The 13,369-nt window shown below is 38.0% G+C and carries 9 protein-coding genes; 5 read left to right on the top strand and 4 right to left on the bottom strand.

Annotated elements, in window-relative coordinates; genetic code table 11:
* The first annotated feature begins 2 nt into the window (after positions 1–2).
* The 5 genes from CZ225_RS02355 to CZ225_RS02335 all read left to right on the top strand — a co-directional run bounded on the left by CZ225_RS02355 (position 3) and on the right by CZ225_RS02335 (position 5,054).
* Positions 3–908, top strand: a complete 906-nt coding sequence (locus CZ225_RS02355) for an alpha-1,2-fucosyltransferase (protein ID WP_077152839.1) — start codon at positions 3–5, stop codon at positions 906–908.
* 5 nt (positions 909–913) lie between these two features.
* Positions 914–2,011 (top strand): glycosyltransferase WbsX family protein, encoded by a 1,098-nt coding sequence (locus CZ225_RS02350; protein WP_234982981.1) that lies wholly within the window; start codon positions 914–916, stop codon positions 2,009–2,011.
* Positions 2,012–2,054: 43 nt separating this feature from the next.
* Positions 2,055–2,966, top strand: coding sequence for a glycosyltransferase family protein (locus CZ225_RS02345; RefSeq protein WP_077152837.1), 912 nt, complete (start codon positions 2,055–2,057; stop codon positions 2,964–2,966).
* Between the two features lie 71 nt (positions 2,967–3,037).
* On the top strand, positions 3,038–4,303 hold the full coding sequence (locus CZ225_RS02340) for a glycosyltransferase family 4 protein (protein WP_077152836.1): 1,266 nt from the start codon (positions 3,038–3,040) through the stop codon (positions 4,301–4,303).
* A complete protein-coding gene (locus CZ225_RS02335; RefSeq protein WP_077152835.1) occupies positions 4,296–5,054 on the top strand; it encodes a glycosyltransferase family 2 protein in 759 nt (252 codons plus the stop codon). The genes CZ225_RS02340 and CZ225_RS02335 overlap by 8 nt, the downstream gene beginning before the upstream one ends.
* A gap of 131 nt (positions 5,055–5,185) precedes the next feature.
* Here the strand turns inward: CZ225_RS02335 and CZ225_RS02330 are convergent, their stop codons facing one another.
* The 4 genes from CZ225_RS02330 to CZ225_RS02315 are packed head-to-tail and all read right to left on the bottom strand — an operon-like array spanning position 5,186 to position 12,817.
* A complete protein-coding gene (locus CZ225_RS02330) occupies positions 5,186–6,196 on the bottom strand; it encodes a DUF4973 domain-containing protein (protein WP_077152834.1) in 1,011 nt (336 codons plus the stop codon).
* A gap of 27 nt (positions 6,197–6,223) precedes the next feature.
* A complete protein-coding gene (locus CZ225_RS02325; RefSeq protein ID WP_077152833.1) occupies positions 6,224–8,269 on the bottom strand; it encodes a RagB/SusD family nutrient uptake outer membrane protein in 2,046 nt (681 codons plus the stop codon).
* Positions 8,270–8,280: 11 nt separating this feature from the next.
* Positions 8,281–11,352 carry a SusC/RagA family TonB-linked outer membrane protein gene (locus tag CZ225_RS02320; protein WP_077152832.1) on the bottom strand — a complete coding sequence of 1,024 codons (3,072 nt, stop codon included), beginning with the start codon at positions 11,350–11,352 and terminating at the stop codon, positions 8,281–8,283.
* A gap of 28 nt (positions 11,353–11,380) precedes the next feature.
* Positions 11,381–12,817: an IPT/TIG domain-containing protein gene (locus CZ225_RS02315; protein ID WP_077152831.1), complete on the bottom strand. Its 1,437-nt coding sequence runs from the start codon at positions 12,815–12,817 to the stop codon at positions 11,381–11,383.
* Positions 12,818–13,369 lie beyond the last annotated feature (552 nt).

Genomic DNA, 13,369 nt, shown 5'->3' with positions numbered 1-13,369 from the left:
TTATGAAACAGATTGTTGCCATACAGAATGGATTGGGAAACCAGATGTTCGATTATGCATTTTATCTGGCATTGAAAAGGATCTATCCGAAAGCCAGAATAACAACTTATCTGTTTGCCAGACGGTGCGATCATAACGGATTGGAGATAGACAGGATATTCTCGCTTCCTCTATCCGAAAAGAAGCATGACCGGATTATGATGAGGATGTACAGAAAGTTATATTATCTAAGCAAAAAACAGACTTTCACAGGTATATTCGGGAGATATACGTTAAAGCTTCTTTATATACTTCATATAGGGTTATGTATGGAGAAGCCCGAAATACCTTATCAAGGTGCACAATCCTATATTTGGAATAGAAAATACAAAGTATTTTGGGGAGGATGGATGTCTGAGAAGTGGTTTTTACCAATAAAAGAAGAGATACAAAAGTGCTTTTCATTTGACTTACAGAAGCTATCTCCAAAATCTGCCAACCTATTGGAAGAACTCTCGCAAACAGGGACTAACAGTATATCTATTCATGTACGTCGGGGAGATTATCTGAAGAACCCACAATATTTCGATATCTGCAACACAACTTATTATCGGAAAGCTATCGGACTAATCAAAGAAAAAATCGATAATGCCCGATTTTATGTTTTCTCTGATGATATACAATGGGTAAAGGAGAATCTTGACCTTCCCCAAAATACAGTTTATGTGAACTGGAATATGAAAACTGATTCATGGCAGGACATGTGTCTGATGTCACATTGCCAGCATCATATTATTGCTAATAGTACATTCAGTTGGTGGGGTGCATGGCTGAACAAAAACGAGGAAAAAATAGTAATCTGTCCCCAGATCTTTTCCCGGACAGAGAATCTCGTAAACGTCATGCCCGATGAATGGATAAAAATATAAAGAATATGGAAGAGAAGGAAATTCGTGTCATTGCATTTTATTTGCCACAATTCCATCCCACGCCCGAAAATGATCAATGGTGGGGAAAAGGATTTACGGAGTGGACTAACGTAGGCAAAGCAAAGCCTTTATTCCGCGGACACTATCAGCCACGGGTTCCAGCTGATTTAGGATACTATGACTTGAGAGTATCGGAAACTCGCGTTGAACAAGCAGAAATGGCAAGAAAATACGGAGTAGAGGGATTTTGTTACTGGCATTATTGGTTTGGCAATGGCCGCCAACTTCTTCAACGTCCTTTTCAGGAAGTACTTACATCCGGACAGCCGAATTTTCCTTTCTGCCTTTCCTGGGCTAATCATAGTTGGGAAGATAAACAATTCAGTAAGGAGGGTACACATAAAATGCTGATGGAACAGTTATATCCGGGTGAAACAGATGAGATAGCTCACTTTAACTATTTACTCCCCGCATTCAAGGATCATCGCTATATACGGGTGGATGGCAAACCTGTATTTATGGTATACGCACCTTTCAACCTTCCTGACGCGAAACGTTTTATCCAGTTGTGGCAGAGACTTGCCCAAGATAATGGATTGAAAGGTATCCACTTTATTGGTCAGACCAATAATGCCGGAGATGTACAGACATTGAAAGATATGGGATTTGATGCTGTGAATATCGTCAGACTATTTGAGTTTTTTAAACAGGATTACTCTATATTTGAGAAGATGCACATGAAGATTATGCGTATAGTTTTCAAAAAAGGACGTATCATTGAATATGCCAAAGCAGCAAAATTCTTTTCAGGCAGTGAAGACCGGGAAGTGGATTGTTATCCAACTATTATCCCTAATTGGGATCATTCTCCACGGTCAGGACGCATGGGACATATTCTTGTCCATTCTACTCCGGAAAAGTTTAAGAAACACGTGCTTCAATCCTTCTCTAATGTGGTACATAAACCTATGGATAAACGTCTGGTATTCCTCAAGTCATGGAATGAATGGGCCGAAGGTAATTACATAGAACCAGATCTAAAATTTGGTTTATCCTATCTCAAAGCACTTAAGGAAGCAATTGAAGAAATTAATTCTAAATAAATTAAGATTCATAATCAATGAACTTATACATAAACAATAAGTTATGATTCAAGCACCAATTTTGCTATTTGTATATAATCGTCCCATTCATACACAGCAAGCTGTTATTTCCTTATTGAAGAATGAACTGGCAGCTGAAAGTCCATTATATATCTATTCCGATGCTGCCAAAACAGATGCCGATCAAAATGCTGTGGAAGAAACTCGTAATTTCATTCGTCAAATTACAGGCTTTGCATCTGTTACTGTTATCGAACGAAGTGAGAATTGGGGGTTAGCCCGCAACATCATCGACGGAGTCACTACACAAGTGAGTCGTTTTGGTCGTGTCATCGTATTGGAAGACGATCTGATTGTGGCTCCTTATTTTTTGCAGTTTATGAATGATGCGCTCGAAACTTATAAAGATGAACCACGTGTCGGACACATCCAAGCTTGCGATTTCACCAATGATTCTTCTTTACCGGATACTTTTCTTATCAAGTTTACCGGAAGCTGGGGCTGGGCAACTTGGGATAGAGCCTGGAAATACTTCAATCCGGATGGAGAAGTGCTACTGAAAGAAATGAAAGAGCGAAAACTTACACATAAATTCGATTTTAACGGTAATTACCCATTCACACGGATGTTATGTCGTCAAATTGAAGGGAAGAACAATTCCTGGGCAATTCGCTGGAATGCAAGTCTGTTTCTAAATGATATACTTTCTGTAAATGTAGGCCGTTCCTTGGTACAAAACAACGGATTTGATGGAAGTGGAACCAATTGTGGAGGTGGGAATCTATACCAGTCCTCTCTTTGGCTCCAACCGCTACCTGTAGAACATCTGCATCCGATCGAGGAAAATCAACAGGCGCGCGATGTTTTCGCCCGTTATTATCACCGTACCAATTGTTTTATGGCAAAGGCTATTCGACGGTTAAAACGAACATTGAAAGGAGATTTTAGTGCTTAAAAAGAAGCTGTTTACCGAGAAATACATACTTTTGCAAAAAGTTTCTTTTCCACGATAGTAAATGATAGGGCATGAGAATACTGATTATTAATACTTCCGAACGAATAGGTGGTGCTGCTGTCGCTGCCAGTCGGTTGATGGAGTCATTAAAGAACAACGGGATTAAAGCAAAAATGCTAGTGCGTGACAAGCAAACTGATCAAATCAGTGTTGTCGGACTAAAGCGTAACTGGCTGCATGTATGGAAATTCATTTGGGAACGCGTTGTCATCTGGAAAGCCAATTGTTTTAAGAAGAACAATCTATTTGCTGTAGATATCGCTAATACTGGGACAGACATTACTTCTCTTCCCGAATTCCAGCAAGCGGATGTCATCCATTTGCATTGGATCAATCAAGGGATGTTATCACTCAAGAATATCCGTGAAATACTGAAATCCGGCAAGCCGGTAGTTTGGACCATGCACGATATGTGGCCTTGTACGGGTATTTGTCATCATTCACGCGAGTGTGTGAACTATGAAACAGAGTGTCATCATTGCCCTTTTATCTGTGGAGGAGGAAAAAAGAAGGATCTATCTACCCGTATTTTCCGGAAAAAGAAAAAAATATATGGTATAGCTCCTATCACTTTTGTAGCTTGCAGCAAGTGGTTGGAGAAAAGGGCTAAAACCAGTGCATTATTCTCCGGTCAGACTGTAACATCAATTCCGAATCCGATTAATACTAATCTGTTCAAACCTCGGAATATGGAAGAAGCCCGTAACAAATGCCGACTGCCTCAAAACCGTAAATTAATGTTGTTCGGCTCCGTAAAGATCACAGATAAACGGAAGGGGATTGACTATCTAATTGAATCATGCAGAATATTGGCAGAGAAACATCCGGAATGGAAAGAATCATTGGGGGTAGTTGTATTTGGTAACCAGTCACAAGAACTACAGAGTCTGCTCCCTTTTCATGTCTATCCACTCCCTTTCATTAAAAATGAGCATGAGCTAGTTGATATATATAATGCAGTAGACATTTTCGTAACTCCTTCTCTTGAAGAAAATCTTCCCAATATGATTATGGAAGCAATGGCGTGCGGCGTACCTTGTGTAGGATTCAATATCGGTGGTATTCCTGAAATGATTGATCATCTGCACAATGGTTATCTGGCACAATACAAGTCTTCGGAAGATTTTGCTAACGGCATTCAATGGATACTAACCGACCAGGAATATGATGAACTTTCTGAGCAAGCTTGTCGGAAGGCTGTAGCCAACTATTCTGAATGTGCTATAGCTAAAAAGTATACGGATATTTATAACAAAATAACAGGAAAGTATGCATAACGGTCATCCAACACCTAAGTTCTCGATTATCACTGTAACCTACAATGCCGAAAAAGTATTGGAGGATACGATTCAGAGTGTTATTTCGCAGACTTACCATCGTGTGGAATATATCATTGTGGACGGATCTTCTAAAGATGCCACTTTATCTATCATTGATAAATATCGTTCACGGATAGATACCGTTATCAGTGAGCCGGACAAAGGATTGTATGATGCCATGAACAAGGGAATATCACTTGCCACCGGAGATTATCTGTGTTTCCTTAATGCTGGAGATTGTTTTCATGAAGATGACACCTTACAACAAATAGTACATACGATTAATGGAAACGAACTTCCTGATATCTTATACGGTGAAACAGCAATTGTAGATACTGAGGGACATTTCTTGCATATGCGCCGGTTATCAACTCCTGAAAAGCTAAATTGGAAAAGTTTCAAACAAGGAATGTTGGTCTGTCATCAGGCTTTCTTTGCTAAGTGTACGTTAGTCAAACCATACGATCTAAAATACCGCTATTCTGCTGACTTCGATTGGTGCATATATGCCATGAAGAAAGCGCATAGCTTACACAATACCCATGTGATTGTTATCGATTATTTGGAGGAGGGACTTACCACCCAGAATCATAAAGCTTCTTTAAAAGAACGTTTCCATATCATGGCAAAGCATTATGGTTTGTTCAGCACCGTGATGTGGCATATTTGGTTCGTTATACGGGCAGTTACGCATCGTAAGAAGGTATAATCTTTTATATTTCCTCCTCACATTATCACTACTATATTGAATATTTGGATAAAAATCAGAGGATGCTCACAGAAAATCGAGAGCATCCTCTTTTTATTAAAACATGAAACTGTACTATGTACAAAAATAAACTACCATTCGATAGCCTGATCTTCGTCTGGTATCAGCGTGTTGATCGAACGTTGCATCGTCATACTACCAACGACACGGTAAGCTAATGGATTAAATTGGTCTGAGGTGACATCTGTATAATAATAATTCAAATACATCACTGTAGTATGTAATTCTATATATGGTTTTGTCGGATGTGCTTCCACACTTCTTCTGTATGTACAGTTACCAAACGAACTAATTTGAGCTTCATTAGCAGCATCACCAGCTCTAACTGTCAGTGGACCGGTAACCACTCCATCCTCATCCTTTGTACCTTCACCAAATTCAACGACCACTTTATATTTGTCGCGATGTTCGTCTTCTTCCCACCATGTTCCGGCATAGAAGAAAACTGATTTATCATCCACTACACGAACAGTTCGTGTACTTGTTGTAGCAGGGTCATTATTACTTTCTCCCAAATATACATTCATACCTGATGAAGAGTATGTACCCGAATAATCATTAAAAAGGTGAATATTTAATAAAGCCTTATAATATCCTTTACGAACATTTTGTGCATATGAAGGATCTTCATCGATCATCAGCGGAAGTACCCATTTCTCATTCAAATCCAAACCTTCTAAATGAAAATTAATATCATAAGTCTGAACATTCTTTCCAGCTGGTATATGACAAACGTTTTCTGTTGGGAAGGAATAAAAACGTTCAGGTAACTGTTTATACCACAAGTCTCTACGGTCCAGATATTTTTCCTGATTTAAATGATCAAGCGTGTCATTATCTACACTGATTTTTACATTAATATCCCGCCCATTATCTTGAGATCCACTAACAATTACCGGTAGTTGAAATGCACCGCTACCATCAGGCTGATAGCGTACATAAATATCATGCACTCCGTTACTACCTATCGGTGCTTTGAATGAAATCATTTCACGATATAGCTCTTCCTTCCATTCATCGTTGCATGAATTAAATAAGGTACATGCGCATAGCATGATTCCTAAAATATATACTTTTTTCATATTACTTCATTATTTATGTTATATCGCTTAATCATAATCCTGCCATCCTGGAGCTTGGGTCATATTCTTATTCCGTTTCAGTTCATCATAATTCATGGGCCAAAAGTATTGCTTCCGAGAGAAAGCAGTCTGGACTCCAGCCACCCGAACTGGTGTATAGAACGCCTCAGCATGTGTCTTATCCATCATTACGTTGCAACCGTAAATCTGTCCTCCTTCATGTTCCGGTGCAATCTTCCAACGGCGTACATCATAGTAACGTTGGCTTTCTGCAAAGAACTCGATTTGGCGTTCATGTACGATTTTATTAAAGAATGCATCACGATTACCATATACATCGTCATCATAATCAGGCATTCCGGCACGCATACGGACAGGTTTCACACCACGACGCATTTGTTCCACATCACGGCTAATAGTATATGTTGTACTTTCATCCCAAGAAGGAATTTCATAGGTAGTTGTCAAATTATTCAATGCTTCTGCATATGAAAGTAATATATCAGCATAACGAAGAGCCGGTTCTACTTTCTCAACAATCGACCCACCATATGATGCACAGTCGGATGGATGAACATACTTCTTAATTCCAATACCGGTAACCAACCAACGCTCAGTTCCATTGGAACGCCCGTCTGTGTCACCCCGATAGTACCATACTTGCTTATTTATAATCTTTTCGGATCCTGTTCCAGTAGCACTTGTACAATTCCATCTTGCTCCATTATAACCAACAGATGCGTAAAAACGAGGTTCACGATTAGCATATCCTAACCAAATCCCTTCTTCCAAATTATCATATGGATGGAGGTCTTTGTTATTTTTGTCAGTAAAACCTGTCAGTCCGGTTGTACGATCGTATGGTTTTCCATCTGCCATATCATAAGCATCACATTGCTTCATTGTCATTGAGTGAATATTCCATCCACCAATAGATGACGGCATCTGATGCTTAGCCATATCTGCCACATCACAATAATCTACCAAATAATCATGGTCAGCTCCACCGTCATTTACAACACGACTAAATATTATTTCCGGATTATTATATAAAAAGACCTCTCCGTTAAACAATGAACGATAGGAGTCGAATGGATCGATATCTGACCATCCTTCTGGGAAAGGTTTGTCTGAGTACTTTTCATTATACGGAGGCTCGATAGTTTTTGGATAAGAATAATCACCAGCAACCGCGGTTTCCCGTTTCTTTATTGTAAAAAGTTTATACCAACCGCCCTCTATTACATCTCTAGCCGCTGCTGCTGCTTTTGCCCATTTAGACTCATCATATTCTTGTGGAATCAAAATACGTCCACTCTTATCTGTGAAATCAGCCATTTCAGTGTTACCATTAGCCAATGGACTAGCTCCATAAAGATAGACTTTAGCACGTACTGCTAAAGCAGCTCCACGAGTAGGACGGGCAAGATTCAGATTATCTCGTTTTTCAGGCAACTCCTTAGCAGCTTGTTTCATTTCTTCCGCAATAAACTCCACACATTCATCGTATGTATTACGCGGGTAACTTAGTTCATCGTAAGATTTAGTGTAATCAACCCCTTCAGTCGGTAATAAAGGAATCGGACCATATCTTCTTAACAACATCCAATAAAAATAAGCTCGTAAGAAACGTGCCTGCCCTTTTACATCAAGAATCTCATCCGGAGTAAAGTCTTGATTAGCATCTACTTTATTAATCAAAACTGTAGCTTGATAGATAGCTGCATACGACCATTTCCAAGCATTCTGGTAGTAACCGCTGTATGAATAACCATATCCGATCTCTCCCAGTTTATAAGCCTTATAACGTCCATAAGTCTCACTAAATACTTGGTCGTCCGCAAAATTCTGGGGACAGAAACGAGTATGTCCAACTTCTATATTATCACCCTGCAACCGGCAATAGCAATAAGCTAGCCATTGTAATGTATATGTATCGTCAGCGAATATTTTATCTTCCGATTGTGTATCTCTAAAATGTTTTTCCACATTTAAATAATCGGAACAAGAGGTGAAGAACAGTCCGCAAGTAACAACTGCCACTCCTAATATTAAGCATATTTTTCTCTTCATAGTATTCTATTTTATAAATTAACGGTTAATCCTATTGTATAGGTTCTAGATAAAGGATATTTCTCTCCTGTTCCGCTTCCCATTTCAGGATCCCACAGTTTGAAACTGGAGAATGTCAGTAAATTAGTTCCCATAAGATAGATTCGTACCTTATTTAGATATAAACTTCTTGTCCATTGTGTAGGTAATGTATAACCTAATTCCAAATTCTTCAGACGGAGATAAGAGCCGTCACGCATCCAATAAGTAGAAGTACGGTAATTGTTACTATTTCCTCCAAAAGTAAGACGAGGATATTTTGCATTCGGATTTTCATTTTCTCCCAATGACCAGTAATTGCCTACCACATCGGTTAGGATATTACCCCAATATTGTTGACTAAGAGGATAAGCTACCGAACCATAAAGTACAAAAGAAGATTTTCCAGCTCCTTGGAAATGTAAGTTGAAATCGAATCCTTTCCATTGAGCAGACAAACCGAAACCATAGATCAAGTTAGGTCTAGTTGTAGCCCCAATAGGCACTTCATCGTTACTATCAATTACTCCGTCACCATTCACATCCTTATATTTAATATCACCTGGAGCTACATCCCCAAATGTTTGCTTTGGGCTATTGCGAATATCATCATAGTCTACAAACAATCCTTCTGAGATTAGTCCTCTTAATTGGTCTACACGGAAACCTTGGTTTCTCTTGTAGTCAAAATGACTATAAGCTTCATCATACGCTTTGATTTCATTCTTACTATAAGTCATATTTGCACGGAAAGTAAGAGCAACATCTCCTAGTTTTTGATTATAAGCTATATTCCCATCAAAACCTCTTGACAAAACAGATCCTACATTAGCATATGGAGAATATTCCAACAATCCGGTACTATAGGGTAAATAAGTACGTTTCATGTAAATCCCATCACGTTGTTCATGGAAGTAATCTACAGTACCACTAAACTTATCGTTGAATAGAGAGAAATCAACACCGACATCATGTTTCTTTGCAACTTCCCAAGTAATACCTGTTGAAGCGAAATTACTGTACGTCAATCCTTGATAGAAGGCCCCGGTAGAACTATTAGTACCTATATCTCCGTAATAATAGCCATATTTATCTTCAGTTTTATACGTTGACAAATAAGGGAAGCGTGATGATAAATAGTCATTACCTACCTTACCGTATGAATAACGGAGTTTGAACATATTCATCCACGGTAAAATCTTTTTAATAATTGGCTCTTCTGCAATGTTCCAAGCTGCGGAATAAGCCGGGAAGAAACCGAACTGATGTCCTGTTGCAAAGTTCTCCGAACCGTTGTAACCAAAGTTGAAATCAAAGAAATAGCGATACTTCCATCCGTAAGTAAAACGTCCGGCTAATCCCTGATGACGGCGTTCAATAGCTTGAATTGCGTTTTTCTCAAGGTTTTCAGAGGTATTTACTGTCTTATCTTGTGAATATTTTAAAACGCCACCTACTATATGGTCACCAAAAGTACGGTTGTAATGTAATTCAGCTTCCAGATATTCCTTACGGTTACCAGTTGCATGTGGATTAACTACCATCAACTGTTCAGATACTACCTTATCATATTCTAACTTTCCTTCAGCATTTCGTTTATTTTGTGCTTTCCACATATCAGGATACTTAATATGTGAGTTAGTGTTATAGGTATTAGTATCATATCCGAATCGTCCGTAGAATTTCAATCCTTCAGTAATAAACTTCAAATCTTGTTCTAAATTAATAGTAGTTTGAATTTTATTATTCCACTTTTCTGCATATCCCATTTGGGTAACCAAGAACCATGGGTTTATTTGGTTATTTGTTCCCTGTGCAGCCCACTTTCCATCTTTATATTTCACCGGAGTAGCAATAGGATTGTATGAGAGCGCAGAAATCCAAATTTGACTGGCTGATCCTCCCGGCTGGTTCTGTTTGTCCAAAGAACCGGATACGCCAACTTTCAATAAAGTCGTTTTTGTCAGATTCAAATCAATATTCATACGATAGTTCCAACGACGATAGTTTGCATTGGTATTATATTCTTTCAATCCTTCATCTGTTTTATACATACCACCTTCGTCTACGTAACTTGCAGAAACGAAATAACGTGCAGTAGTACCACCGCCACTCAAATCGACTGTAGCACGATAGATAGGAGCACCTTTCTTAAGAATCAGGTCCATCCAATCTACATTCGGGAATAATTCCGGATCAAGTCCGTTTCTAAAAAGTTCAACGTCTTCAGCTGAATAAGGAGCAGGTTTGCTACGTGTAGTAAAAGCCTCATTTACCATATTAACATAAGTAACACCATCTACAAATTCCGGGGTCTTGGTACGTGTACTATAAGATGTTTCAACCTTTACGTTTACCTTTGTCTTACCCTCTTTTCCTCGTTTGGTAGTGATTAATACAACACCATTCGCACCTCGAGAACCATAAATAGCTGTTGCAGAAGCATCTTTCAATACCGAGAAATCTTGAATATCTTCTACATTCACTTCATTCAAGTCACGTTCGAATCCATCTACTAAGACCAATGCACTGGATCCCGCTCCAAAAGTGGAAATACCGCGGATCCAGAACTCGGAGATATTATCACCCGGCTGCCCGGAAGTCTGACGCGCCAAGATACCTGGTACATTTCCAGCCAAAGCATTTGTGATGCTAGAGGAGGGAGTTTTCAACTGAGACACATCTACTGTAGTCACAGCTCCGGTTACAGTAATCTTTTTCTGTGCACCAGTACCTGTAATAGTAACTTCATCCAATACATTATTCTCATCTTCTTTCATGATAACATCAATCACTTTCTTATCTTTTACCAATACTTCTTTTGATTGGAATCCTACATAAGAAAAAATTAATGTGGAATAATCAGGTACTTTTATTTTATATTTACCATTTATATCAGTCATCACACCGAATCCAGGCATGTTTTTTACAGTGATGTTTACACCTATAAGAGGTTCTTTGTTTACATCAGTAACGGTTCCTGTTACTTCTATTTGTTGTTCTTGTGCATAGGAAGCACTGATACATCCTATCACCAACAAAAACAGTAAAAATATTTTTTTCATATTAAATATGCTTTTATAGTATATAGTATTATTCAGTTCTTAGATAACGGACACAACGATTTCCAGTATCACCAATATAGAATGTTTCTTCCTCTTCATCATACGTTATAGATTTCGGACTATTGAAACGAGCTTCATGTAAAGGTTCTCCATCAATATATCCATTGTAAGCATTGTCTGCAGTATAATTACTACGTCCTGCAACAATGGAAGCAATGCCTTCGGGAGTAATCTTCCAGATACAGTGTCCAAGTTGATCTGCGATATAAAAATCATAAACATCTTCTTTACCTTCCTCCACATATTTGGGGTTTTTTACAAAATCACCACACCAAGGAAGTCCGAAACGAGCTAATGAGCCAACTCCTTCTCTTAGATCTCCCGCAGAGCCACCATAAGAAGAACCGGCAACAAGTGTAGGACTTACCAGCATTTTAGTGACAGGATCATAGTCACTTTTATAAATACCGCCATCATAACGGCTAAATACATAAACAAATTTCCCACTCGGATGTGCCTTCATTTTTATTTGGCGACCTGCACTCTTGAGAAAATCGAAACAAACAGTTGAGGTTCTGTCTATTACTGGAACTCCACTATTACGGATAAGTTTCATAATAGATCCACCTGTATAAGTGGTAAAGAAAACAGTACCATCCGGCATATATGCCACAGCATAAGTACATGAAGCATAGGAATATGGACGTAACTTCTGAAAGCCTTCCGAACGCAATAAATAATGGATGTTAGGCATTGAGACATCACCTAGATTACCCTTACCATTATCATCAGCAATCAACAATGTATCACCGTCTGCCGAGAAAGTAAAAGTTTGCATTTTCGGAGATCGTGACCCCGTATAAATCGTCTTCACCTCTTGTTTTGTCAGATTAATCATGCGGATACCTTCACTTCCATCCGTAAAACTAGACGTAAATATTATTTTGTCTCCATTATCTGGTTTAGGATCAAACATCATCCAATCAGACCTTGGAATTCCGGCACCTTCAGAGAAAGCACCATCTTGGAACGGAGCTGCTCCAGTTTCTGAATTATAATTTCTCAATAATGTTCCGACTACTACTTGAGACTTGTAATCAAAACGTTCTTCAAATGCATAATCTGCTACAACATTACCATCTTTGTCATTAATAACAACTTTAATATCACCGTTATAAGCACGTGCCGGAAGCATACAATGAATTTTTGAGCCATCACATGCGATGACTGGTGTTTTTTGCCCCCCTATCGTTACATGAATTTTGCTTTCATCCGTACCAAAATTTGAGCCCATGATATACATTCGAGTACGTACGCCTCCTTCTTTAGGGGTAAAGTCTGTAAACTCTATTGGCTTTGACGGATCACACGGTTTAAAATCCCATATGCTAGGATCTTTGAAGTCGTCTTTGCAGCCGACCATAAATAAACAGCACATAAGTGCTACAATCAGGTGTTTATCCATAAATTAAATAATTAAAAAGGTTAATAAAAATATATTTATTAGGTAATATATGTATATAGTCTAACTATGCATATAATATAAATAACTGTTTTATCCTATATATCAAACTTCGTTTAAATACATTCAATTCTATCGATACTTATTCTCAGTTTAAATTCACCCCCCAACATGACATAATGCGAATTATGTATTCTTAAAATTGATAAATATAAAGAATGTATAGCACCACTTAGTTTACAAGACATATATAATTTGTGTACCTCTAAAAATATAATGGATACAGCATTTAAAACATAAATCAAAAATAGATATCTTAAAAGCTTTGTTACTTCTAAAATCATGAATATTACGGATAGTTGTATCTTTTTCATAATAATATTCTGTGTATTTTTAAATTCGGTTAACAAATAGTCTCATTTCTATTGTCGCTACAAAAATAGAACAAAAAAACATAAATCAAAAAAAAAAATCACTTATTTTTCGTTTTTGCCATATATTTATCATAAAACAAAAGAATTTCGCCTAATAAATATTGCTTTTTATATAACATTC

The organism is Bacteroides bouchesdurhonensis (genome assembly GCF_900155865.1).
In the GTDB taxonomy this organism is placed as follows: domain Bacteria; phylum Bacteroidota; class Bacteroidia; order Bacteroidales; family Bacteroidaceae; genus Bacteroides; species Bacteroides bouchesdurhonensis.
Note: the sequence above shows the minus strand (reverse complement) of the source record. Positions and strands in the feature narration are given on the sequence as shown.

Bases quoted from the DNA above. Each gene is read 5' to 3' on its own strand.
- CZ225_RS02355 (WP_077152839.1), top strand. From the start codon at position 3: ATGAAACAGATTGTTGCCATACAGAATGGATTGGGAAACCAGATGTTC.
- CZ225_RS02350 (WP_234982981.1), top strand. From the start codon at position 914: ATGGAAGAGAAGGAAATTCGTGTCATTGCATTTTATTTGCCACAATTC.
- CZ225_RS02345 (WP_077152837.1), top strand. From the start codon at position 2,055: ATGATTCAAGCACCAATTTTGCTATTTGTATATAATCGTCCCATTCAT.
- CZ225_RS02340 (WP_077152836.1), top strand. From the start codon at position 3,038: ATGAGAATACTGATTATTAATACTTCCGAACGAATAGGTGGTGCTGCT.
- CZ225_RS02335 (WP_077152835.1), top strand. From the start codon at position 4,296: ATGCATAACGGTCATCCAACACCTAAGTTCTCGATTATCACTGTAACC.
- CZ225_RS02330 (WP_077152834.1), bottom strand. From the start codon at position 6,196: ATGAAAAAAGTATATATTTTAGGAATCATGCTATGCGCATGTACCTTA.
- CZ225_RS02325 (WP_077152833.1), bottom strand. From the start codon at position 8,269: ATGAAGAGAAAAATATGCTTAATATTAGGAGTGGCAGTTGTTACTTGC.
- CZ225_RS02320 (WP_077152832.1), bottom strand. From the start codon at position 11,352: ATGAAAAAAATATTTTTACTGTTTTTGTTGGTGATAGGATGTATCAGT.
- CZ225_RS02315 (WP_077152831.1), bottom strand. From the start codon at position 12,817: ATGGATAAACACCTGATTGTAGCACTTATGTGCTGTTTATTTATGGTC.